Origin of the sequence: Nocardiopsis ansamitocini (genome assembly GCF_030268225.1) — a bacterium.
GTDB lineage: Bacteria > Actinomycetota > Actinomycetes > Streptosporangiales > Streptosporangiaceae > Nocardiopsis_D > Nocardiopsis_D ansamitocini.
Map to the genome: position 1 here is coordinate 18668 of NZ_BSQG01000011.1, position 23166 is coordinate 41833.

The 23166-nt window shown below is 68.0% G+C and carries 18 protein-coding genes; 2 read left to right on the top strand and 16 right to left on the bottom strand.

What is annotated here, in order from left to right:
- Positions 1-372: 372 nt before the first annotated feature.
- The 8 genes from QSJ59_RS21630 to rfbA all read right to left on the bottom strand — a co-directional run bounded on the left by QSJ59_RS21630 (position 373) and on the right by rfbA (position 10847).
- Complete coding sequence (locus QSJ59_RS21630; protein ID WP_285761575.1) at positions 373-1230, bottom strand: ABC transporter permease; 858 nt, start codon at positions 1228-1230, stop codon at positions 373-375.
- Complete coding sequence (gene lanKC / locus QSJ59_RS21635; RefSeq protein ID WP_285761576.1) at positions 1227-3800, bottom strand: class III lanthionine synthetase LanKC; 2574 nt, start codon at positions 3798-3800, stop codon at positions 1227-1229. Before lanKC ends, QSJ59_RS21630 begins: the two co-directional genes overlap by 4 nt.
- A 407-nt stretch (positions 3801-4207) precedes the next feature.
- Positions 4208-5119, bottom strand: a complete 912-nt coding sequence (locus QSJ59_RS21640; protein ID WP_285761577.1) for a DUF4429 domain-containing protein — start codon at positions 5117-5119, stop codon at positions 4208-4210.
- Positions 5120-5248: 129 nt separating this feature from the next.
- Positions 5249-6082, bottom strand: a complete 834-nt coding sequence (locus QSJ59_RS21645) for an SAM-dependent methyltransferase (protein WP_285761578.1) — start codon at positions 6080-6082, stop codon at positions 5249-5251.
- Complete coding sequence (locus QSJ59_RS21650) at positions 6083-7594, bottom strand: aromatic amino acid ammonia-lyase (protein WP_285761579.1); 1512 nt, start codon at positions 7592-7594, stop codon at positions 6083-6085. It abuts the gene before it with no gap.
- Positions 7591-8709 (bottom strand): AMP-binding protein, encoded by a 1119-nt coding sequence (locus QSJ59_RS21655; RefSeq protein ID WP_285761580.1) that lies wholly within the window; start codon positions 8707-8709, stop codon positions 7591-7593. Before QSJ59_RS21655 ends, QSJ59_RS21650 begins: the two co-directional genes overlap by 4 nt.
- A 251-nt stretch (positions 8710-8960) precedes the next feature.
- The gene (gene rfbB, locus QSJ59_RS21660; protein WP_285761581.1) at positions 8961-9953 is read right to left on the bottom strand and encodes a dTDP-glucose 4,6-dehydratase; all 993 of its coding nucleotides are present in this window, start codon (positions 9951-9953) and stop codon (positions 8961-8963) included.
- Positions 9954-9965: 12 nt separating this feature from the next.
- Positions 9966-10847 (bottom strand): glucose-1-phosphate thymidylyltransferase RfbA, encoded by an 882-nt coding sequence (gene rfbA, locus QSJ59_RS21665; protein ID WP_285761582.1) that lies wholly within the window; start codon positions 10845-10847, stop codon positions 9966-9968.
- A 273-nt stretch (positions 10848-11120) separates the two neighbouring features.
- Here rfbA and QSJ59_RS21670 point away from each other — a divergent pair, with 273 nt between their 5' ends.
- The gene (locus QSJ59_RS21670; protein ID WP_285761583.1) at positions 11121-12401 is read left to right on the top strand and encodes a nucleotide disphospho-sugar-binding domain-containing protein; all 1281 of its coding nucleotides are present in this window, start codon (positions 11121-11123) and stop codon (positions 12399-12401) included.
- 33 nt (positions 12402-12434) lie between these two features.
- Here QSJ59_RS21670 and QSJ59_RS21675 read toward each other — a convergent pair whose 3' ends face one another.
- From QSJ59_RS21675 to QSJ59_RS21690, 4 genes are all read right to left on the bottom strand, one after another.
- Positions 12435-13682 (bottom strand): activator-dependent family glycosyltransferase, encoded by a 1248-nt coding sequence (locus QSJ59_RS21675; protein WP_285761584.1) that lies wholly within the window; start codon positions 13680-13682, stop codon positions 12435-12437.
- 61 nt (positions 13683-13743) lie between these two features.
- Positions 13744-14742, bottom strand: a complete 999-nt coding sequence (locus QSJ59_RS21680) for an ATP-binding cassette domain-containing protein (protein WP_285761585.1) — start codon at positions 14740-14742, stop codon at positions 13744-13746.
- A gap of 75 nt (positions 14743-14817) precedes the next feature.
- On the bottom strand, positions 14818-15384 hold the full coding sequence (locus tag QSJ59_RS21685) for a GNAT family protein (RefSeq protein ID WP_285761586.1): 567 nt from the start codon (positions 15382-15384) through the stop codon (positions 14818-14820).
- 86 nt (positions 15385-15470) lie between these two features.
- Complete coding sequence (locus QSJ59_RS21690; RefSeq protein ID WP_285761587.1) at positions 15471-15572, bottom strand: SapB/AmfS family lantipeptide; 102 nt, start codon at positions 15570-15572, stop codon at positions 15471-15473.
- Positions 15573-16375: 803 nt separating this feature from the next.
- Between QSJ59_RS21690 and rfbH the strand changes: the two genes are divergently transcribed.
- Positions 16376-17692 carry a lipopolysaccharide biosynthesis protein RfbH gene (gene rfbH / locus QSJ59_RS21695; RefSeq protein WP_285761588.1) on the top strand — a complete coding sequence of 439 codons (1317 nt, stop codon included), beginning with the start codon at positions 16376-16378 and terminating at the stop codon, positions 17690-17692.
- Between the two features lie 509 nt (positions 17693-18201).
- Here the strand turns inward: rfbH and QSJ59_RS21700 are convergent.
- From QSJ59_RS21700 to QSJ59_RS21715, 4 genes are all read right to left on the bottom strand, one after another.
- The gene (locus QSJ59_RS21700; protein ID WP_285761589.1) at positions 18202-19062 is read right to left on the bottom strand and encodes an alpha/beta fold hydrolase; all 861 of its coding nucleotides are present in this window, start codon (positions 19060-19062) and stop codon (positions 18202-18204) included.
- Between the two features lie 18 nt (positions 19063-19080).
- Positions 19081-19767: a TetR/AcrR family transcriptional regulator gene (locus tag QSJ59_RS21705; RefSeq protein ID WP_285761590.1), complete on the bottom strand. Its 687-nt coding sequence runs from the start codon at positions 19765-19767 to the stop codon at positions 19081-19083.
- A gap of 102 nt (positions 19768-19869) precedes the next feature.
- Positions 19870-20736 (bottom strand): dimethylargininase, encoded by an 867-nt coding sequence (gene ddaH / locus QSJ59_RS21710; protein ID WP_285761591.1) that lies wholly within the window; start codon positions 20734-20736, stop codon positions 19870-19872.
- Positions 20737-20971: 235 nt separating this feature from the next.
- Complete coding sequence (locus tag QSJ59_RS21715; protein ID WP_285761592.1) at positions 20972-23098, bottom strand: catalase; 2127 nt, start codon at positions 23096-23098, stop codon at positions 20972-20974.
- Positions 23099-23166: the final 68 nt, after the last annotated feature.

Genomic DNA, 23166 nt, shown 5'->3' on the forward strand with positions numbered 1-23166 from the left:
ATTCCCCGCAGTACTCATTTTCAACCCTGAATACTAACAAGCATTACAGATCGCAATAATTTGCCAAAGTGGCGCCCTGACCTGCGAATTCGCCATTTCGTCGCCGATTCCCCCTCCCGGCGAGGAGCCCATCCTTTCACTGGGGCGTCGCACAGCCGACTGCTGGGACAGCGAGACATCGGCGCGCGACCCGCTCGGAAATAGGGGACGGGGAAGCCGGGAACGCCCCCGGTCGGACGCCGGACCGCGCCGGGGACGGGATGAGCGCCGCGATCCTTCGACCACGTGCCTCGGCCGGAACCTCCGGATCGCCACCGCGGGCGATCGCCGGACGTTCCGGCCGGCCCCCGGAACCAGCCCCTCAGGGACGGCTCAGTGTTCGGCCCGCCTGAACCGGGCGACCGCCAGGACGAGGAACACCAGCCCCGCACCACCGACCATCGCCACCTCCAGCGTCCACGGCACCTGCCAGGAGAACCAGGTGATCCCCGGGTTGAACAACGCCTCCGTCTCGGGAGTGGTCTCCACGTGCGCGAACACCGCCTGACGCATGGGGTCCACCGCATAGGTGACCGGATTGACCAGCGTCACCGCTCCCAGGAAGGCCGGCAGGTTGCCCACCGGGAAGAGCGCACCGGAGAGCAGGACCAGGGGCATGACCGCTATCTGCGACACCCCCATGAAAGCCTCGATACTCTTCACCGCGGTCGCGATCAGCACACCGAGAGCCGACGTCGTCAAGGCCACCAGGAACATCATGCCGACGAGCGTCAGCAGCAGCGAGGGCGCGTAGGGGATGCCCGCGAAACCCGCCATGGCCAGGATCAGACACCCCTGGAACGTCGCCAGCAGCGCTCCCGCCAGCACCTTGCCCAACGCGATGGCGATCCTCCGGGCCGGGGCCGCGAGCATCTCGCGCAGAAAGCCGAACTCCCGGTCCGAGACGATCGACGCCGCCGAGGACATGGCGGTGCCGATCACCACCATCGTGATGACACCGGGGAACATGACCGTCGTGAGGTCCGCGCCACCCGGTGCGCTCGGCACGAGCGAGCCGAATCCGACGCCGATCACGAAGAGCATCATCACGCCCTGGAAGAGCATGGAGACCGCTCGTCCGACGTCGTGGAGAAAGCGGAAGATATCGCGCTGGAGGACGACCTTGACGACCCTGAGGTCGTGGGAGAACCCGTAGTCCGGTGCCTGGACGGCCGTGTCCGACGATGTCACGCGTTGCCTCCCGCAGAACTCTCGCAGCCCCGCGCGGAGAAGAAGGGCAGGAACGGCGCCCCCTGTCCGCGCGCTGTGGCCAGGGCCAGGAGTATGCCGGCGCCCCCGGTCGCCAGGTCCATCGACAAACGGATACCACGGCCGCCGGGAAAAGCGACGTGGCCGCGGTAGGGCAGGGTGTAGGCGGCCAACTCGCGGGCGCGCTCCTCGACCGCCTCGGGCGCACCGCCCATTCTGGCCAGGGTGACGAGCTGCCCCGCTTTGCCGAAGAACAGATCGGCCCGCACGGTCAATCGGGCCAGCGCCGAACGGCACAGGCCCGGAACGGCTTCGCGCACCCGGGCGTCCTCCCGGTGGGCCAACAGGTCGCCCGCCACCAGGGCGATCCCCATGCCGCCTGCTTCCAGGTACGGCAGGGCTCGGGCCCCCTTGTCCTTGACCAGCAGGGCATCGTCATCCGACGTCACGCAGTGGTCGAGGTCCCGGTGGATCGCACGGACCGCGGCGTCGAGACAGGCGGGGTCGGCGGTCTGCTCATACATACGGACGAAGAAGAGCGCGATTCCCGACCACCCGCGCATGAGGCCGACGGGCAGGGCTGCGGTCCGCCCGCTGCTCGCCCGCTCCGCGCCCTCCGGGGGACCGTTCTCCACGAAGCCGGCGAGCCGGTCGGCCAGCGCCACGGCCCGCTCCCGATACCGGGCGTCCCCGTGGCTGTCCGCGAAGTGCAACAGGGTGGCACCGACCCCGGAGAGGCCCGAGAAGAGGGACATGCCCCCGCTGGGAGCATCCGCGTGCCGCTCCAGCAGGTCGGCCGCCTCTTCCCCGTATCCGAGGTGGTCGAGGGCGTAGGCGAGACCGGCCACACCGTCGTAGAACCCCGGGTTGGGCCGGACCAGTCGCCGCCCCGCGTCGATCAGCCACTGTTCGTGGTCGGGGTGGCGGCCGTGGCCCGCCGTGTCCAGTGCCCAGAGGACGCCGGCCGCGCCGTGCGCGAAACCGAAGCCACCCGAGACGAACTGCTGGATGTCCCCGGGGAAGAGGCGGTCCCGACGCTCGGGGGTCGCCGAGGCGAGAACCCCGGCGGCGATCGCCGCCGGCGACGGGGCCGCGGCGGGCGGCCACTGCCCGGAGGCGGCGGCCGTGCCTTCCGGCACCATCTCGGCTTCGATCTCGTCCGCCCACTCCGGGGGGACGGGGAAGTTGCGGCGCACGATCGCGACGAACTCCGCGGCCTTGGCCGAGTCAAGGACCGTGATCGGACTGAACAGCATGAACACCACCAGGCGCAGGGCGGCCATTCCGTAGTCGTCGATGGCGGTCCCGCGCCGCTGCGCGACGTTGAAGCCGGGTGCGCCGAGCCCCGGCTTCCATTGGGCGTCCGCCGCGTCGAACGACTGCTCGAAGTCGATGAGCGTCACCGTGTCGTCGGCATCGACGAGCACATTGTTGACGTGCAGGTCACCGAAGACCAGGCCGCGCTTGTGCACCTCGCCGACGATCTCCTTGAGCCGGTCCATGATCCGCAGTGCCCTGCGGGTGTAGTCGGCGACCTCCTCGTCGTCGGGGTCCGCCTTGTTGACCCACGGGTGGAAGGCCGCACACCAGGAGTAGAGCGGGAGCCCCTCCGCGTACTCCTGCACCAGGAAGCGGTGCCCGCCCAGGGGGAAACTGTCGAGAAGGCCCGGGACGCCCGAGATCCCGTCGAGTCGGGTGAGCGCCTTCTCCTCGCGTTCCTGCCGGGCGACGGCGTCGTCGCCGTTCCCGTCCAGACCGGCATGCGGACGGGCCTCCTTCAACACGACGGTCATGCCGTCGGTGAGGCGTTCCGCGAGGTAGACGCCTCCCCCGTTGGAAAAGTGCAGCGCCTTCAGGACACGGTAGGGCTGTTGGGCCTCGCCGTTCTGCCCGGTGCGCAGGTGCGGTTTCAGGAAGTCCGGCATCTCGACCCAGGCCGGTGGGGAGAAGGCGGGTTGGCGGAGGTCGGGGACGAGGGCGCCGTCCGGGCGCCGGATCGCGGGAACCAGTTCCCCGTCCGCACCGGTGCACCGCATCTCGGCGAACCCGCCGTAGCGAACGTAGAGGGGCCCCTGGCCCCACCGGAGGTCGCTGAGGATGTAGGGGCCCGGTTCGCCGCCGATCTTCTCGGAGAGCCCGACGAGAATCGATTCCAGTTCCTTCTCGTCACGTGGATAGATCGTGACAAGTTTCCCGCTGGATGCCCGGGGCGCATATTTGGCGGAGAAAACGAACTGGATTCTCCGGTTCATCAGATACTTGAACGGAATTCGCCGGGCAACGCAGTACTCTCGGACCGCTTCGCAGATCTCTTCGGCGTTGTCCAGGGTTGCGGAGACGTGAATCTTCCAGCCCTGTTCCGGAAGGTCTGCGCCCTCTGGAAAGAGGTAGCGCCAGACCCCCTGATCACCGCTTACCCACCCACTGGGACAGTCAAGGCCGGAGATCGAGAACTCTCCGTCGCCGAGAAAAGCCGGGCCGCCCGTCCACCGGCGCGGGTCTTCATAGAAAAGCGGGTCCGCTTGCGTGTAGACCTCTACCCGATCGAGCACGAGTGTTCTCCATTCGACAAACCGAAAACCCCGGCCCCGGAGCGGGGACCGATCTCTTCGGGTCGGGCACGTGAACAGTGGCCTCTTTTCAAAGAGGCGGAACGGACCGACGGGTCCTCTTGCGCATAATGCCCGCCGCAGATCCCGCGCATTATCGCCGGGCATCCGTGCGGACACCCTATTCACGTGTCCGGTGCCGCTCCAGCTCCCGGCAGCAGCCATGGCTCGGACCGGAGGTCGACCGACAGGGGGCAACCGGCCACGACGTCCCCGGAACGGTACCGGCCGGACGCTTCGGCCGGGCACACGGCGAGGAACGCTTCGCCGTGGAGCATTGCGTCGGGGACGACGACGCCGTTGCAGGGTGGCCCCGAAGGTCTGCTCCTGCGGGGCGTTCGGCGGACGGCTCAGAGCCGGTCGAGCAGCTCGGCCTTCTTGGCGGCGAACTCGTCGTCGGTGAGGAAACCGTCGGCGTGCAGGCGGCCCAGTCGCTCGATCTGCGCGTAGACAGCGTCCTCCTCGTCACCGTCACCGGTTCCGGGCTCCCCCGCGGGAAGGGCCTCCGGCCCGGCCCCCAACTGGCGGGCCGGTTGGGCCGTTCCGGCCCAGATGTAGGCGGTGATGGTGGCCGCCATCAGCAGTGTCGCCGCTCCCTCCCGCCCTTCCTCGCACAACAGGCAGGAGAAGTCGTGCTTGGGCTTGACCGCTTCCTTGGCCGCGAAACCGTGCTCGACCACGCGCAGGTACCCGTATTCCCACCCGTCGGAGGGCACCCATTCGGCTGCGGCCACGCGGGAGAGGGGGAACTCGCGCCGTTGTTCCTTGCGCTTGCGCGTCGTGGCCGCGGAACCGGACCACACCAGCCGCACCGACGCACCGTCGAAGGTGGCGGTTCCCTCCTCCGTCGTGATGTGCAGCGGCAGCTTGGGAACGAGGCGGGTGGCCACCTGAGCGGGGTCCGTAGCCGTTGCGTCGTCGAGGGCGTTCTCGATCGCGAAGGTGATCTGGTCGGAGTAGTACTCGGCCAACAGCTCGGTCTTCGCCGGACCGGTCAGCCGGAAGGGCTGGGCCTTCTCGTTCAGCATCGCGCCCGCAGTGGCGTAGGGGTCGGCGTGCTCCCGCAGGTGCAGCTGAAGGACCCACCCCTTCTTCTTCCCGGCTCCTGGCCGAAAATCCACCGAGGCGATGGCCGCGATCGGCACCTCGCACTGGCCGAGCTTCTTCAACAGGGGGTCTTTGAACCACCCGGTGGCGTAGCGGATGGCGATCGACTCACTGCCAAAACGCCAGACGGCCTGTTTCCCGCGCAATTCATCCATCGGCGCCATTCTAGAGGGCCACGGGGCGACGGACCGGTCCGTTCGCCGCTTCCCCGCACACCGGACCGGCCGGCGCAGCGTCGCCGCACGCCGACCGGCAGCAGTTTCAGGGCCGGACAGACCCTCCGCTCATCTGGCCCATTCCGGCCGTCGGGCCACGAGGAAGGTCTCCGACGGGGCGACCGGGCGAAGCAGGAGAAGGACGAAACCGAGCGTGCCGCGGAGGTTGTGCAGCCAGCTCTCCCGATAGTCCGATGTGTAGCGCAGGATCCGGGTCCGGGCGGCCGGGTCCTGCTCGTTGAAGCCCCAGTCGACGAGACCTCGGACGCACGCCCAGAGGAAGTTGTCCCACTCCTCGGCCGTGCTCACCTGGGCGTGGACGGGCATCCATCCCGCCGCGGTGACCTGTTCGAGCACACCGTTTAGGTCGGTGTGGGGGTCCTCGTCGAGGCTGAGCGCGGCGAGGGTCTGCTCGTTCGGGGGGCGGTGCCAGAAGCTCTCCCCCAACAGGACGTAGCCGTTGGGGAGCACCTGGGCGCGGAGGTGCTTCAAGGTGCCGTCCAGGCCGCCGAAGACCTCGGTGAGTCCCACACACATCACGAGGTCGCTGGGGTCCTGGGGCGTGAACGCGCGGGCGTTGACGGCGTGTCCGCTGAACCGGTCGGCCAGACCGCGGCGTTCGGCCTCCCGGGTGGCCCGGGCGATGTGCGCCGCGGAGAGGTCCACCCCGACGCACGAGGAGCCGGGGTGCAACTCCAGTGCGCGCAGCGACCAGGCGCCCAGACCGCAACCGATGTCGAGCACGGTCGCGTCGGACTTGAGCTCGACCATGCGCAGCAGTCGGTCGATGGTGGCCCCGGACACGGGGCCCACCACCGGATGGTCGTCACCCAACCGGTTCCAGATGGCCTCATTGTCGATCCCGGTGTAGTCCATGGCCTGCGTCCTCTCGGGGGAACCCACTCATCGCTCCTGGTCTTCGTCGGTGCCGTCGACCCATCGCCGCGCGGCTGCGGCGATCGCGTCGCGGGCCGCGCGCACCTCTGCCGCCAGGGGCCGGTCCCGGTCCAGCGGTGGGCTGATCTCGGCGAGCTCGGCCCAGAGGCTGTCGGGCTCGGCCTCCTGGCCGACCAGTGCGGCGTACTGGGCGAGGCCCACCCCGAGCGATCCGATGACGAGCCAGGCGTGCCCGAGCGCCTCGGCCACGGCGTTGGCACCGTTGAGCGCCATCGGGACATGGTCCTGGTTTCCGTTGTTGCAGGGCAGGGAGGTCAGAGAGGCCGGCACGACCAACTGCCTGATCCGGGAGACGAAAGACGTCGCGCTCACCTGCACACCGGCGAGTCCGCTGCCGGCTCCGGGCCGTGGGGTGAGCATCGGGGGCAGCCCACCGTTGGTCTCGGAAGCGCACAGCAGCGCGAGCTGCCGGTCGGCCAGGTAGGCCACCTGTTGGAGGCACAGGCCCAACTGGTCGGAGCACAGACCGACCGGCATGGCATGGAAGTTGCCGCCGTGCAGGACCTCTCCCTCGTAACAGACGGGGTTGTCCGTGGTCCCGCCGGCCTCACGGACAAGGATCTCCTCTTCCGCGTCCAACCGGTCCTGCACCGCTCCGAGGACCTGGGGGGCGCACCGGAGGCTGTAGGGCTCCTGAAGCGGACGCCCCGGGCCCCGCTCGGCCCCTTCGGGAAACTGCGACCTGATCCACCGGGCCACCCGTATCTGACCGTGTTGGCCTCTGACCTCGCCGATGCCGTGGTGGTAGGCCTGCGGATCCGCTCCCAGCAGGCGCGCCATCCTGCCGGTCAGGAGGGCGGACGCGCGCACCAGACGGGAGAGTTGCCGGTGGTTGTCGATGGTGAGTGCCAGCGAGACCCCGGTGCCGTTGACGAAGGCCAGCGCCTCGCGTGCAGACCACTCGACCGGCTCGGCGCCGACCGCTTCCAGTGCGCGCTCGGCGGGCAGGCAGACCCAGGCGCCCGCGTCGTCGCGCACCCACGCCTCCCCGCTTCCGCTGAAGGCGAGCGCGGCACTGGCCAGGGGCTGGAGGTCGCCGCTCGCGCTGACCGTCCCGTCCCGGGGGATCGCCGGGGTGAAACCGCTGTTCCACAACTTGGCGAGAAGCGACCAGAACTCCGGGGAGACCGCCGAGTGGCCCAGTCGCATCCCGGACAGGCGCAACCACACCACCAGGCGACACACGTCGGGGGGCAGGGGACTGCCCTGGGCGGTCGCCAGATGGGCGATGAGCCCGCTGCCCTGTTCCTGGGCCGATTCGGCTGCGGGGAAGGCGACCAGCGGCCCGAATCCGTTCGTGACCCCGTAGACCGGCTTCCCGTCCGCGAGCGTCTTGGCCAGGGTGGTCATCCCGCCGCGCATCCGAGCGGCGTCCTCCTCTTCGCACTCCGCGAGTTCAGCGTCCCAATCCGCAGCTCGCGCGATCGCGGCGAGATTTCGCCGGGTACCCGTCGTCACGTTTGCACTCCCGTGTTCGAGATCGGTTGCATCTGCACCCGCCGGAGTTTGCCCGTCTCGGAGCGGTCGATCCGGTCGACGGGAACCACCTTGCGGGGACGGCATTCCAGTTCCGCCAGGGCGGCGGCCAGGTCGAGATCGGCTCCGGTACGGCCGCCGCCGGGAACGATCAGCAGGTCGAAGTGCTCGCCGATGAGGGGGTCGGTCACCGGCGTGCAGGCCAGGTCCGCACAGGACACCGAGGACCGCAGCCGTTCCTCGATGAGTTCGAGGTCGATCCTGCGTCCATTGACGTTGACGAGCCGGCCGCGCCGACCGGCGAAGCCGAATCTGCGTGCGTCGATGATCCGCACCCGGTCGTCCATCTCCCAGGAATCCGGTGCGCGGCCGTCCGGAAAGCGAGCCAGCCGTGGACTGCGTACAGTTAGCGGAACTTCACCCTCGGTTGTACTCTCGGGGCGGGGCAGCGCGAACTCGACGTCCGGGCACAGCTCCCAGGGCGGGTTCCCGCCGCTCCACCTGCGGGTGGCGATGGCACCGGTCTCCGTGGAGCCGAACAGTTCCAGCAGCGAGGCGGTTTCGGGGAACTTCGCAAGCAGGTCGGCGGCGGTGGCGGGGAGCACGGACGTGCTGTGGACAACGCTGACCCGTTCGAGAGAACGAACCCAGGAGGCTCGCTGAAGCAGAATCCGAAAGGTCCAGGGGATGGCCATGACGGCCCAGCGCCGGTGCGGTTGCGGCGGCATGGCGGCGAACTGCGGGCGGTACCAAACAGGAAGCCCGAGCTTCGCGGGGACGAGGAGGCTGACGAGTGCCCCGTAGAGATGCCGGGGCGGAGCGAACGACAGGACCGCCTCGGGTCGGTCGGGTCCGATCATGGCCGCCAGGAGCGACGCTTCCGCCCACAGTTGCTCGCGACTGCGCCGCCAGCGTCGGCGTTCTCCGGTGGTCCCCGACGTGAAGAAGTCCAGTACCGGCGGGAACCGTTTCATGACGAAGTCCTCGACCGGTTCGTCCAGTTCGTCCCAGCGCACCGTCCAGGGGCGTTCGGTGAACTCGGGCGCCTGGAAGTCGCCGGCCAACAAGTCCGCCGGCGAGAGTCGGTCGTACGTCACGCGACCGACCTCCGGTGCGCACGGCCCTTCGCGCACAATCGCGGAACCACCGTCTCCCCTCGGTCGAGGCAGGTCATGGACTCTCCTTTGTCATATCCGTCGTGCAGTGGTGCCGAGGCGAAAAGCGCAGGCACGGGAGGGGCCACACCCTTCACCGGCCCGCCCGGCGGGAGGACGCCGCACCCGCCGAGGTGTCCCGCCAGCGGGACGGTCCCGGATGCGGCCCGGAAGCGATCCCCTGCCGTTCGGCCTCAAGCCGAGGTGGAACCCACCCGCTTCTTCAGCGGTTCCCACCAGCTCCGGTTGTCCACGTACCAGCGCACGGTGTCGGCCAACCCCTGCCGGAAGGGCACCTGGTCCCGGTAGCCCAACTCGGTGCGGATCCTCGTGTGGTCGAGGGAGTAGCGGTGGTCGTGTCCCTTGCGGTCCTCGACGAAGCGCACCATCGACCAGTCGTGCCCCAGCTCCTTTAGGACCAGTGCCGTCACCTGCTCGTTGGTCATCTCCACGGCGCTGCCGATGTTGTAGATCCGCCCCGGGTCACCGTGTTGCGCGACCAGGGCGATACCGGCGCAGTGGTCGTCGACGTGCACCCACTCGCGCACGTTGCTGCCGTCCCCGTAAAGGGGGACCGTCTCGCCGTCCAGGAGGTTCGTGACGAAGAGCGGGATCAGCTTCTCGGGGAACTGGTAGGGCCCGTAGTTGTTGCAGCACCGGGTGATGCACACCGCGAGACCGTGCGTCTTGTAGAAGGCACGGGCGATGAGATCGGCCGCGCCCTTCGTTGCCGCGTAGGGGGAGTTGGGCTCCAGCAGGCCCTGCTCGTCCCAGGACTCCGACGTGATCGTCCCGTAGACCTCGTCGGTCGACACGAGGACGAATTTGTCGACCTTCGCCCTCAACGCGCTGTCGAGAAGGGCGAACGTCCCGTTCACATTGCTGCGCAGGAACTCCGAACCGTCAGCGATGGAGCGGTCGACATGCGTCTCGGCCGCGAAGTGGACGACGAGCGAGACACCGGCCATCACCTCGTCGAGCAGAGCGGTGTCACAGATGTCCCCGGAGACGAATCTGAGCCGGGGGTCCTCCATTACGCGTTCCAGGCTCCCCAATGTTCCGGCGTAGGTCAGCTTGTCCAGGACCACGACCTCGGAGGCGTCCACCCCCGGATACGCGCCCGCGAGAACGCGTCGGACGAAATTCGATCCGACAAACCCAGCGCCGCCAGTGACCAGCATTCTCATGTGCTCTCACCTCTACCGTGTGCCATTCGAGCGCCGAGCCTTTTCCATCACGTATCGACCGTACGGCGAGTCCTTCATCTCTTCTCCCAACCTGTGACACGCCTCCGCGTCGATGAATCCCATACGCAACGCGATCTCTTCGAGGCAGGCGATGCGCTCGCCTTGTCCCTTCAGCACCGAGTGGACATAGCAGGCGGACTCGAAGAGGGACTCCTCCGTTCCCGCGTCGAACCACGCGACACTGTCTTCCAGCGTCACGAAACGCGCCCTTTCCTGGGCAAGGTAAGCCCGGTTGACATCGGTGATCTCAAGTTCGCCGCGCGCCGACGGACGAACCTCCTTGGCCACCTCGACCGCATCGGCGCCGTAGAAATAGAGCCCCGTCACCGCGTAGTCGGAATCGGGGCGTTCCGGTTTTTCCTCGATCGAGATCAACCTCCCGGACCGGTCGAACCCCCCGACCCCGTAGCGGCACGGATCAAAGACCTTGTGTCCGAAGAGGACGCATCCGTCCACCGTGCGTGCGGCCTCCTGGACGGCTTCCTCGAATCCGGGGCCGTGGAACAGGTTGTCGCCCAGTACCAGCGCACTGGGTCGGCCGTCGATATGACGTTCGCCGATGAGCAGAGCCTCCGCGATTCCTCGCGGCTCTTTTTGCTCCCGGTAACCGATATCGAGACCGAGCCGCTTTCCGTCTCCGAACACCCGTTGCAGAGGGGAAATCGATTCGGGGGCGGAGATCACCAGAATTTCACGGATTCCAGCGAGCATGAGAACCGCGATCGGATAGTAGATCATCGGCTTGTCGTAGATGGGAAACAACTGCTTAGACGCCGCACTCGTACTCGGCCGGAGACGGCTCCCGTTTCCTCCCGCCAGAACAATACCCTTCACAGAAACTCCTGGTCGGACAGAGCGGTGGGTTTCACCGAACCGTACACGGGGTCTCTCGGGTTTTGTCCAGACTCGGCACCGTTCCTGCACGATGGTATGTTCACCGAGCCAGGGAGCTATACGCCCCCACCCCTTCCCGACCCACGCGAAAAACCTGGACCGGCAGCCCGAACTCCCCAAGTTAAAGGCGGCAACAACGCCGACGGCACTCAATGGCCGACCTTTTCATTGCGGATGACTTTCTCCGAACGCGTACCAGGAAAAGGAAATACCGTGCGCATCCTCATAGCGACATACGCAGACAGGTCCTACTTCTTCAGCATGGTGCCACTGGCATGGGCGCTGCGGGCCGCGGGTCACGAGGTGCGAGTGGCCAGCCAGCCGGAGCTGACCGACGCGGCCGCAAGCACCGGCCTGACCGTACTCCCGGTCGGCGAGGACCACATGTCCAGGAAACTGCTGCACTCGCCGGCGACCCAGCAGTACCAGGACTACCAGGAATCCGCCTTCAACCTGGCCGAGGACCGGCCGGAGGAGCTGACGTGGGACCGCCTCAAGAAGGCGCAACTCCGGTTCGTCGTCTGGTGGTGGAAGGTGATCAACGAACCGATGCTGAAAGAACTCGTGGCCTTCTGTCGGGAGTGGCGGCCGGATCTGGTGATCTGGGAGCCGATGACCTTCGCCGGGGCAGTGGCCGCCGAGGCGTGCGGTGCCGCCCACGCCCGCTTCCTGTGGAGCTACGACCTGGTCGGCCAGAATCGCCGGAACTACCTGGAGGCGATGGCGGAGCAGCCCGCGCACGAGCATGCCGACCCGCTGCGCGAATGGCTCACCTCCCGCGCCGAGCGCTACGACGTCCCCTTCTCCGAGGACCTGATCAGAGGGCAGTTCTCGATCGGCCCCATTCCCGCCTCCCTCAGGGCCGGGGAGCCCGTGGTCGAGGAGAAGGTGGGCGTGCGCCATGTCCCCTACGAGGGGGCAACCGTCCTGCCCGGATGGCTGCGCACCCCACTCGAGCAGCGACGCGTGCTCGTGGACTGGCGGGCGCTGCGGGCCGGTGACCCCGAACGCAGCGAGGCGGTCCTGCGGGAGGTGCTGGCCGGCGCGATCGGCCTGGACGCGGAAGTGCTGCTGGTCCTTCCGCCGGCGGACCGGGAGACACTCCCCCCCTTCCCCGACCGTGTGCGCGTCATCGAAGAGGGCATCTCCCACATCGTGCTTCCCACGTGCTCCGCGGTGGTCCACCCCGGAGGGTTCGACACGTACTGCACGTCCTTGCTGCACGGGGTGCCGCAGGTGATCGTCCCCGAGCCGGACCTGTTCGACGCGACGCCACTGGCGAGTGCCCTGGCCGACGCCTCCGCGGGCAGCGTGCTCCCCTGGGCGGGGTGCACCGCCGGGGGCGTCCGGGAGCGGCTGGACGAGGTGCTCGGTTCCGCGGAGATAGCCGCGGGCGTCCGCCGACTCCAGCAGGAGGTACTGGCCATGCCCACACCGGACCTTCTCGTGGCGGAACTGGAACGCCTCACCGTCAAGCACCGGAAAGAGGACTGAGCCGACCGCGGGCACCCGCTCCGGGGCGAGACTTCAGCCGGTGAGGTCGTGGAGGAGGGGGACGAGGTCGGCGGGGGCGGGCATGTCCTGCATTTCCCGGCGCAGGCGGTCGGCCGACCGGGCGAACCCCGGCTCCCCGAGCAGCCGTCGTACCCGCTCCCCCACCGTCTCCCCCGTGGCGTCGGCGGAGTCCAGCGCGAACCCCGCGCCTGCCCGCTCCACCTCCCGGGCCAACAGCGGAGCGTCGAACAACCGGTCCCTTGGGGCGATGACCTGGGGAACCCCGTGGGTGAGCGAGGTGAACACGGTCCCCGGCCCGCCCTGGTCGACCATGGCGTGGCAGGTGGGGGTGAGTGCGTGGAGGGGGGCGTAGTCGACGAGGCGGGTGTTGGGGGGGATGGGTCCGAGGGTGTGGTGGTGGGCGGTGGGGATGGTGGCGATGATTTCGGCGTCGAGGTCGGCGAGTCCGTTGAGGATGTCGGTGACGGAGACGGTGTAGCCGCCGAAGCGTTCGGAGGCGCTGGTGCCCAGGGTGAGGCAGATGCGGGGTCGGTGGGGTGGGGTGCGCAGCCAGTGGGGGACGACGGCGCGCCCGTTGTAGGGGACGTAGCGCATCGGCAGGTACCTGGCGTCGGACAACGGATCGATCCGCAGCGAGGGAGGAACCTGGTCGATGGTGGCCTGGCCGTGGACGAGTTCTTCGTCATAATCGAGGCCGTAGCGTGCGGCGAGGGCGGTGAGCCAGGCGGCTAGGGGGTCTTCTTGCTGGTCGGGGGGCTGCTCGCCCATCCGCCGCAGGTACAACCCCCGCATCCGGGAGAACAGGTCGAGGCTCCAGAGGAAGCGGACGTGGGCGGCCCCGCAGGCCCTGGCCGCGATCGCCCCCGCGAACGTCGTGGGCTCCCAGATCACCAGGTCCGGACGCCACTGGCGGCAGAACGCCACCAGGTCGCCCAGCATCGGCTCGTTGACCATGCGCCACCACCAGGTCACCATCTGGCGATAGCCATCCCTCATGTAATCCCAGGTGAGAACCTCGTCGCGGTCTTCACCCATGTCGAAGACCGCGGTCCGGCCGCCGGCCGCGCGTTTGACCATCCTCGGAAAAGAGTGGTTGCGGCCCACGGGCACGAAGGGCAGTCCGGCACCGGTGACCACACCTTCGAGTTCGGGCTGACTGGCCACCCGCACCTCGTGCCCGGCCGCCCGCAACGCCCACGCCACGGGAACCATCCCCAGAAAATGCGTCCGCTCGGCCTGGGCCGCGATCACCACGCGCACGAATCCCCACCTCTCCCGCACCTGCGCACCGCTTCCCCCGGCGGCTGCGCCCGGCACACGATCATCGCGCGACTGCGCGGGCTTCCCGGCTGTGTTCCGCCTGCGCCTCGGCCGCACGGATCGTGCTGCCGGTGTACTCCAGGAAGACGTCGTCGAGGGACGGCGGCGTCACCCTGATGGAGCGGACCGGGAACTTCAGGTCGGCGAACAGGCGCGGAACGAATTCCTCGCCCTCGGCGACCGTGAAGACGACGTTCTCCCCCTCGATCTGCGGAGCGATCCCGAACCGGTCCAGCAGCACCGCACCGAGGGCGTCGGCCTCGGCCGAGACCATCTCCACCCGGTCCTTGCCGACGCTCTCCTTGAGCGCCCGGGGGCTGTCCAGCACCGCGATGGAGCCTTCGTCGATGATGGCGATCCGCTGACAGTTCTCGGCTTCCTCCAGGTAATGCGTCGTCATGAAAACGGTCACGCCGTCGCGCTCGTTGATCTCGCGGATGCCTTCCCAGATGGCCTGTCTGGTCTGCGGGTCGAGACCGATCGTCGGCTCGTCGAGGAAGAGCACGCGGGGCGAGTGGAGCAGGCCGCGGGCGATCTCCAGGCGTCGGCGCAGGCCACCGGAATAGGTCCCCACGATCCGGTCCTTGTGGCTGCCCAGGCCGACGGTCTCGATCGCGCGGTCGATCCGCTCCTCCACCAGGTGCTTGGGAACGGCGTAGATCTCGGCGTGGAACCGGAGGTTCTGCCGTCCGGTCAGGTAGCGGTCGAGGGTCTGCTCCTGGAAGACCAGCCCGATGGTGCGGCGGACCTCCTGGCGTTGGTGCACGACGTCGTAACCCCCGACGGAAGCGGATCCGCCCGTCGGAGTGAGGAGGGTGCACAGCATCTTGATGACCGTGGACTTGCCCGCACCGTTGGGGCCGAGAAAACCGAAGATCTCGCCCGGCTCGACCTCGAAGTCGACGCCCTTGACCGCCTCGACCTCGTCGTAGCGCTTGTGGAGGCCGCGCGCGGACACGGCAGGGGCGGCGTTTCCTCCGGGCACACCCGAGTGGGTCACCGGGCCAACCTCCTCAAGAGTCGGGCAACAGCTCCGGCCTCCGGCCGTTTATCGACGTGACCGGCCGTTGCGTGGTCAGGACGCGGGCGGACCCGCGGCGAGCGTCCGGACGAACTCAACACCTGCCGTCTCCCACTGCTCCCGGTAGACGGCGAAGACGTTCGCCGTCCTCAACTGGTCGCCGTCCTTCACGTACTCGGGGAACACGACCTCTTTGACGGCGTCGATCGGGGTGCCGTCCAGCGCGGCGATCGAGTCGTCGAGCGTCCAGAAGTAGATCTTCCTGATGTTCCACATCGAGAACGCGTAGTTGGCGGTCAGCGCGGTCGCGGCGGTCGCGGCTCCCGGCCCGCCGCGAGACGGGTCGAGCGCCACGCTGCACTTCACGTAACCGCTGTGCGGGCTGAGTTCGTGCAACGAGGTGTAGCCGACGATCCTCCCCGACTCCGGGTGCACGATCTCGAACTGGGCGCAGACCTGCTGGTGCGGACCGTTGGGCCAGAGCGACATGGACGTGAAGGCGTCGCGGCTGGGGAGCTTCTCCAACCCCAGACCGGTCAGTTCCTCGAAAACGGCGCTACCGGTACGGGTCTGAGCGGCGGTGAGCCGGATCCCGAGCGCTTCGGTGTGCGGAATTATCACGTCTGGAAACCCTCGACTACGAAATATTGACTGGCACCAAAGGAGTCGGCGTGCGCCGCGCAACCGCGGCGCACGCCGGTGACCGATCAACCGCAGTTGAAGTAACTGGCCCCACTGTTGGCCAGAAAAACCTGGTCGGACTCGATTTCCAACTCCTGAAGGGAGAGGATGTCGGAAAGCGTCATCATGCCACCTCTTTCTCAATCACTAGGACGCCGCGAAAATCGCCCGCACCCCAGGGTCCGGGCCAATAATCGAAGGCGAAAGGATAAGTTAGGAGCACACCACGCTATCGGAAGCAGACCCCTTGAGAAACCGAAGAAAGCAGAACTGCCCTTTCAGCTGCCATCAAAAGTAGGCCAATGCGTCCGAACGCGCAAGAATAGGCACCCGAAACGAAATTGGCCCTCCTCCCGACGGGTCCCGCCGGCGGGACACCCGGTCCGCCCCCGCAGCCGGTGGACCACACGTTGCCCCTGATGTCCCCACGCCTCCCCACCAGCGGCTCCGACGCCTGGAGGCCCTTCGTCCCCGCCCGCGCACTACCGCCGGTGACCTGCCCCGAACGGCTCACCCCCGGCACCATCCGACCTTCCCGCACACCAGTGGGCCGGCGCCGGTGTCCCCCTATTCTTGGCCACGGCACAGTCGCGTCCGGCACGATCGACGATCGTCGTGCGCACCGCCCATCCGTCCGTCTCACGTCCCCGGCATGTCCTGCGGAGGCACGCCGGAAAAGAAAGACCGGGCACCGGGGCGGGAGACACCGATCCGCCCCGAGCGCCGGGACGGCGCGGGGCCGGGAGAGCGACGGGAGACCGCTTCGCGCCGTGGCTCTCGCGGCCAGGAAGCGGGACGACGGCCCCGATGACGCCTGGCCCCGGCGGGCACCTGGTGCCGGCCTTTGACACTCTTCGGCAGGGGAGACAGCGCACAGACGGTCCTCTTCCGGGCTGACGGACCGATTCGGCAGGGAAGGATATGGATGGTGATGAGCGATCAGGCCGCGCGGATCCTCGACGAGGTCCGCGCCTACCACCGGGAGACCCAGCAGGAACAGGAGTTCATTCCGGGTGTCACCGAGATCTGGTCATCCGGCGCGGTTCTCGACGAAGAGGACCGGGTGTCTCTGGTCGAGGCCGCCCTGGAGATGCGGATCGCAGCGGGCAGGAACTCGCGCAAATTCGAGTCCATCTTCGCCCGCAGGCTGAACCGGCGCAAAGCCCACCTGACCAACTCCGGTTCGTCGGCGAACCTGCTCTCCCTGTCGGCGCTGACGTCGCACCTGTTGGAAGAACGCCGGCTCCGGCCCGGCGACGAAGTGATCACGGTCGCCGCGGGGTTCCCCACCACCGTCAACCCGATCCTGCAGAACGGGCTGATCCCGGTATTCGTGGACGTCGAGCTGCGGACCTACAACACCACCGCCGATCGGGTGGCTCAAGCGATCGGTCCGCGCACCCGGGCGATCATGATCGCGCACGCGTTGGGCAACCCGTTCGAGGCCACCGAAATCGCCCAGTTGGCCGAGGACAACGACCTGTTCCTGATCGAGGACAACTGCGACGCCGTGGGCTCCACCTACGACGGGCGACTGACGGGTTCCTTCGGCGACCTGTCGACGGTGAGCTTCTATCCGGCCCATCACCTCACCATGGGCGAAGGCGGCTGCGTGCTCACCTCGAACCTGGTTCTGGCCCGGATCGTGGAGTCGATGCGCGACTGGGGGCGGGACTGCTGGTGCGAACCCGGGGAGAGCAACACCTGCCACAAGCGGTTCGCCTACCAGCTGGGCACGCTGCCGGCCGGGTACGACCACAAGTACACCTTCTCCCACGTGGGCTACAACCTGAAGGGAACCGATCTTCAGGCGGCTCTCGGTCTGAGCCAACTCACCAAACTCGACGGGTTCTCAGCGGCCCGGCGTCGCAACTGGCGCCGGCTGCGCGAGGGTCTCGACGGCCTGCCGTGGCTGCTGCTTCCCGAGGCGACACCGCGCGGCGATCCGAGCTGGTTCGGTTTCGTTATGACTGTTTCGCCAGCGGCACCGTTCAGCAGAGCGGAACTGGTCGAGTTCCTGGAGAACCGAAAGATCGGTACCCGCCTGCTGTTTGCCGGGAATCTGACACGGCACCCCGCGTACATCGACCGCCCCCACCGCGTGGCCGACGACCTGACCAACAGTGACCTGATCACGGAGCAGACGTTCTGGACCGGTGTCTATCCGGGACTCACCGACGAGATGCTCGACTACGTCATCTCCTCCATCACCGAGTTCGTGAAGACACGCGGGGGCTCTGGCCATTGAACACGACCGGCACGGCCTGGAAAATGATTCCCCGAGCGGTTAACAGTCGACTTCCCCAGCGGGATAAATACGGCCGGAGAACAACCCGACTTCCATTTTCGCCGCGTGGCGGGTAATTTCTGTTCACGCTGTCCGGTTAACTCGGGACAGCGACTCGCACACTGGACTATCAGATTTCGAGTAGACCTGAGGAGGTGATTATTTCATGGCACTCTCGGACGTCCTGCTTCTCCAGGGAATGGAGATCGAGACGGCGGGCAACGATGTCCCCCTTCTCGGAAGTGGTTTGAGCATTACCGGCTGCACCGTACTGCAGGCCGCATAGTCCGCGATTATGCGGTCACATTGGGTTCGGACCCGTGATGATCCGTGGCACTGCTTTTCGCGGTTCGAATAGCAGGGCCGCGGGGAATGAGCGGCGAAGCGGACCCACAGGTGGGGAGCGGGGCCTCGCGGACGACCGCGAGGCCCCGTTGCGTATGCGGGCCCCTGCCGCGTACGGCTGTGCCCTAGAGAAAGGCGCGCAGTGCGGCGTGGAACTCCTCCGGGCGGTCCCGGGGGAGCAGGTGGCCGGCATCCGGGACGCGCAGAAGATCCGCGCCGGGAATGAGCCGGGCCGTCTCCTCGACGGCGCTCAGCGGAACGACGGAGTCCCGGTCACCGCGCACCACCAGCGTCGGACAGGCGATGTGCCTGAGCAGTGGGCGCAGGTCGGTGCGCATTCGGCGCCACCCGTACGAGGAGATCTGCCAGTCGTCCATGACCAGTTCTCCGGCCTCGCGTTTGCTCCGCATCTCCTGCTCGGCAAGTGCGACGATCTCGGCGAAGTCGGGATGGTCCGCGCCTTCGACCAGGGCGGCTCGAAGCGAGACGCGGATCAGGGCAGGACTGTGGGCGAACAGCGCCGTGGTGAGCCGGAGCAGGCCGGGCGTGCGCAGATAGAGGTACGTCGAGCCCTGTGCCACCCGTCTGCCTTCCATCCCGCCGGGGGCGACGAGGACCAGGCGTTCGACGCGGTCGGGGTTGCGAGCCGCGAACCCCGCGGCGATACCGCCGCCGAGGGAGAGCCCCACCAGCCTGGCGCTCGCCAGGCCGCAGTGGTCCATCAGCTCGGCCACCGCCTCTTCCAGACCGGCCTGGCCGGTGGGGCCGTGCCAGGGACGGCTCCCGCCGTGGCGCGGCCAGTCCAGGGCAAACACCCGGTATCCGTCCTGGAGGGCCGGGATGGCAGCCCCCCAGACGAGCGGGGCGGTGTCGAGCATGGCGCCGTGCAGCAGGATCACAGCGGGGCCGGTGTTCCCGGCCCGGTAGTAGCGGAGCGGCCCGTGGGCGGTCGTGATGGTGTGTGCGGTCGCGCTTGTCAAAGGCATGGCTGGGGCCTCCTGGAGCTACCCGGTGGGTTCGGGGGACTGGGTGCCGTCCCCGGAGAGAGGGGTGGCGATGAAATCGGTGAAAGCGCGCCGGCCCTCGGTCGGATCGGCGTCGGCGTCGCCCTCGAAGCCTCCGGCCAGCAGTGCGGCAACGGCGTCCAGCGTCGATTCCAACGGAGGCGCCGCCTCGCTGCCGACGGTGGATTCGATGCTGATCAGACCGGTGGAGATGATGGCGAGGACGTGCGCGACGGACTGCGCGTCGAGGTCGGTGCGGATCAGTCCGGCTTCCTGCATGCGAACGACGAACGCGACTGCCCATCGCTGCCGGGGCGCATAGCGCTCGGGGCCGTACCCGCGCACGAGGTCACCGAGGGTCTGGCTGTCAGCGGTGTAGAGCGCCCGCATGAGGGGGTCCGCAGCGAGGGCTTCCAGTGCATGCCGGTAGATCGCCGAAAGCCTGCCGCCCTGGGGGTCGGCCGTGACCGCCTCGGTGGTCGTCCGGGCCAACCGGTGGGTCTGGCGGAGCAGCAATGCCTCAAGGACCGCTTCCTTGCTGGCGAACTCCTGGTAGACGGCGCCCTTGGCGATCCCGGCGGTGCGCGCGATGTCGCTGACGCTGGTCTTGTCGTAGCCGTAGCGGGCGATCAGTCCCGCTGCCGCATCCAGGATCCGCCCGGCCCGTTCGATCCCTGCCCGCACCATATTGACTCCATGACCAATTTAGTTTTTCTGGTCACAGACTAGCGCACTGTTCGTCGGACCGTCCACGCCTCGACCGGGAACGAGGCGTGGACACTCCCGTGATCAGCGGGAAAGGGGCTCGCGCACTTCCAGGGTGCAGCACTTGGGGCCGCCGCCCGCCTTGGCGAGCTCGCTGGTGTCCACGAGGACGGGGTGGTATCCCCGCTCGCGCAGGTCGGCGACGAGGCCGCCGGCCTGGACCGGCAGGACGACGTTGCGACCGTCGCCGACGGCGTTGAGTCCCAGGACCGCGGCGTCTTCCTCCCCGACGGCCAGTGCATCGGGGAACAGACCGGTCAGTGCCGCACGCCCCTCAGGGGTGAACGCCCCGGGGAAGTAGGCGATGTCGGGCCGGTCCGAGGCGCGACCGTCGTCCAGGACCGCGATCGCCGTGTCCAGGTGGTAGAACCGCGGGTCCACCAGTTGGAGCGAGACCACGGGACGCCCGAACAGCTCCTGGACCTCCCGGTGTGCGGCGGGCTCGGTCCGAAAGCCGGTGCCCGCGAGAATGCAGCGCTCGGTGACCAGGAAGTCGCCCTCCCCCTCGTTCACGGCACTCGCCTGCACGGCCCTGGCCACCCCGCCGGCCAGCCAAGCGCGATGCGCGAGGGTCTCGGGTGCACGCTCGGGGTGTCGAAAACGCGCCTCGTAGGCGACCCCGTCCACGATGGTCGCACCGTTGGCGGTGAACACCATGTCGGGCAGGCCGGACAGTGGCTCCAGGAGACTGACCCGGTGCCCCAACCCCAGGTAGGCGTCGCGCAGCCCGTTCCACTGCGCGGCGGCGAGCCCCCGGTCGACCGGGATTCCCGGGTCCATCCAGGCGTTGATCGCGTATTGGACGTCGAAGTAGTCGGGCGGGCACATGACGTAGTGGCGGGCGACGGCGATGCGGTCGGGCGTCTCGACCAGCAGGGACGTTGGGCTCATGAGAGAAAACATAGAATCCGCCGCCAACGCTGAACAATAGCGATATTAAGCGTCTGACCAGCGTTTTCATGCAATTAATCAACCCAAGCAGCTTGTTCATTGCGCCCATTCGCCCGCATCGCCCCGGAGAAGCGCACCGGTGCCGCGGGACGGGCGCGACCACCGGCGTCCCCGGTGAATCGCCCGCCCCGCGGCGAACGCGGAAGCGGCCGTAGCCGCACGGGATCGTCCCTGTTCAGGCGGGCACGGATGCCACGTCGCGATCCCAGACCCGGTGGGCGGCGACCAGTCGGGCGAATGCCTCGTGCAGTTCGCGGCCGTCCCCGCCCCGGAAAGTGGCCACCCCCTGGTCGACGACGACACCGTCGCCGTCGGCTGCCGTGCGCAGCCGGGGCAGTGGGAGCCGGCCCAACAGGTCGACCCCCTCGTCGAGGGCTGCCACCGGTTTGGCGTGCTTGAACGCCTCGGTCACGAAGAACAGGGCGCCGCCGTCGCTGCCCAGCGTGGCGACACTGTCGGCCCCGCCCGCCACGAGCACCGCGTCGTAGAGGACCGAAGCGACGGTACTCATGGCACGGTCCACGGCCAGGGACGAGCCATTGGACGCTCTGACCTGCCCGTCGACAGGTGCGAGCAGTTCCACCACGGCCCCGCGCCCGGTCATGGCGTCGCGGAAGGCCGCGACCGCGTCGCCGCCCACCCCGTCGGCGACCAACACGGCGATCTGGCGGCCGAACACGGTGTCGGCCGCTTGGCCGGCCTGGCTGAGCGCGGGTGAGCGGCGACCATGGTTGGTCACCTGGGCCGTGGCCGGCGGGGCGACACCGATTCCCGACGCCACCTGAACGGCGAGTCCGTGGTCGACGCGGTTGAGGTTCTCCACGACACGCTCGCGGACCCGGAGGTCCTCGCATTTGCCGAGTTCGAAGCGGAACGCCGCCACCACGTGCGCGCGCTCCCAGTCGGCCAGGCTGTTGTAGAAGAGGGTCGCCTGCGAGTAGTGGTCCTGGAAGCTGTCGCTGCGCTTGCGGATCTTCACCCCGTCGACCCGCTCCTGGTAATGGCGGTAGGCGTTCGCGTCGGCAAGCGCCGGGCATCCGCCGCCCAACGAATTGGGGTGGTAGCTGGTGTGCCCCCGGTGCACCAGCTGCTGCCCGGATCCGTCCCGCTGGTTGTTGCTGACCTCGTTCACCGGACGGTTGACCGGGATCTGTTGGAAGTTGGGCCCGCCGAGCCTGGTGAGCTGGGTGTCGAGATAGGAGAAGTTGCGGGCCTGGAGCAACGGGTCGTTGGTGAAGTCGATCCCCGGGACCACATTGGCGGTGTGGAAGGCGATCTGCTCGGTCTCCGCGAAATAATTGTCGGGGTTGCGGTTGAGCACCATCCTGCCCACCGGAGTGACCGCGACCTCCTCCTCGGGCAGGAGTTTGGTGGCGTCGAGCAGGTCGAAGTCGAACTTGTGCTCGTCGCTCTCGGGGACGAGTTGGACGCCGAGCTCGTATTCGGGATAGCGGCCCTGCGCGATCGCATCCCACAGGTCGCGCCGGTTGAAGTCGGGGTCCTTGCCCTGGATCTTCTGTGCCTCGTCCCAGACCAGCGAGTGCGTGCCCAGCACCGGCCTCCAGTGGAACTTCACGAAGGTGCCTTCTCCCCGGTCGTTCACCAGGCGGAAGGTGTGCACCCCGAACCCCTGCATCGTGCGGTAGCTGCGGGGAATCGAGCGGTCCGACATCATCCACATCATCATGTGCATGGTCTCGGGTTGCAGGCCCACGAAGTCCCACAGGGTGTCGTGCGCGGACTGGGCCTGCGGGATCTCGTTGTGCGGCTCCGGCTTGACCGCGTGCACGAAGTCGGGGAATTTGATGCCGTCCTGGATGAAGAACACCGGGATGTTGTTGCCGACCAGGTCGTAATTGCCCTCTTGGGTGTAGAACTTGGTCGCGAATCCGCGCACGTCACGTACGGTGTCGGCCGAGCCACGGGATCCCGCGACCGTGGAGAACCGGACGAACACCGGCGTCCGCACGGCCGGATCACTGAGGAAGTGCGCCCTGGTGTGGCGGGAGAGGGACGCGTAGGGCTGGAAGTAGCCGTAGGCGCCGGCCCCGCGCGCGTGCACGACCCGCTCCGGAATCCGCTCGTGGTCGAAACGGGTCATTTTCTCCCGGAAGTGGAAGTCCTCCAGGAGCGTGGGCCCCCGCTCCCCCACGCCGAGCGAGTTGTCGGTGTCGTCGATCAACACCCCGTTGTCGGTGGTGAGGTCACCGCGCGAGTCGGTGCGTACCCCGTCGAGCTGGCGGTCCTTGGCGTCGGCGTCGTGGTCACGGAATTCGGTCATGGAGCGGCCTCGTTTCGACATCGTCGCGCCGGCTGCTCTCGACGCGACGGGAACGGCTGGTGCCCCGAGCCTTCTGACCCTGCCTCCGT

What these genes read in the sequence shown, in the direction of transcription:
- QSJ59_RS21640 (WP_285761577.1), bottom strand. Translation starts at nt 5,119, where the DNA reads ATGGATGAATTGCGCGGGAAACAGGCCGTCTGGCGTTTTGGCAGTGAG.
- rfbB (WP_285761581.1), bottom strand. Translation starts at nt 9,953, where the DNA reads ATGAGAATGCTGGTCACTGGCGGCGCTGGGTTTGTCGGATCGAATTTC.
- QSJ59_RS21690 (WP_285761587.1), bottom strand. Translation starts at nt 15,572, where the DNA reads ATGATGACGCTTTCCGACATCCTCTCCCTTCAGGAGTTGGAAATCGAG.
- rfbH (WP_285761588.1), top strand. Translation starts at nt 16,376, where the DNA reads ATGAGCGATCAGGCCGCGCGGATCCTCGACGAGGTCCGCGCCTACCAC.
- QSJ59_RS21700 (WP_285761589.1), bottom strand. Translation starts at nt 19,062, where the DNA reads ATGCCTTTGACAAGCGCGACCGCACACACCATCACGACCGCCCACGGG.
- QSJ59_RS21705 (WP_285761590.1), bottom strand. Translation starts at nt 19,767, where the DNA reads ATGGTGCGGGCAGGGATCGAACGGGCCGGGCGGATCCTGGATGCGGCA.
- ddaH (WP_285761591.1), bottom strand. Translation starts at nt 20,736, where the DNA reads ATGAGCCCAACGTCCCTGCTGGTCGAGACGCCCGACCGCATCGCCGTC.
- QSJ59_RS21715 (WP_285761592.1), bottom strand. Translation starts at nt 23,098, where the DNA reads ATGTCGAAACGAGGCCGCTCCATGACCGAATTCCGTGACCACGACGCC.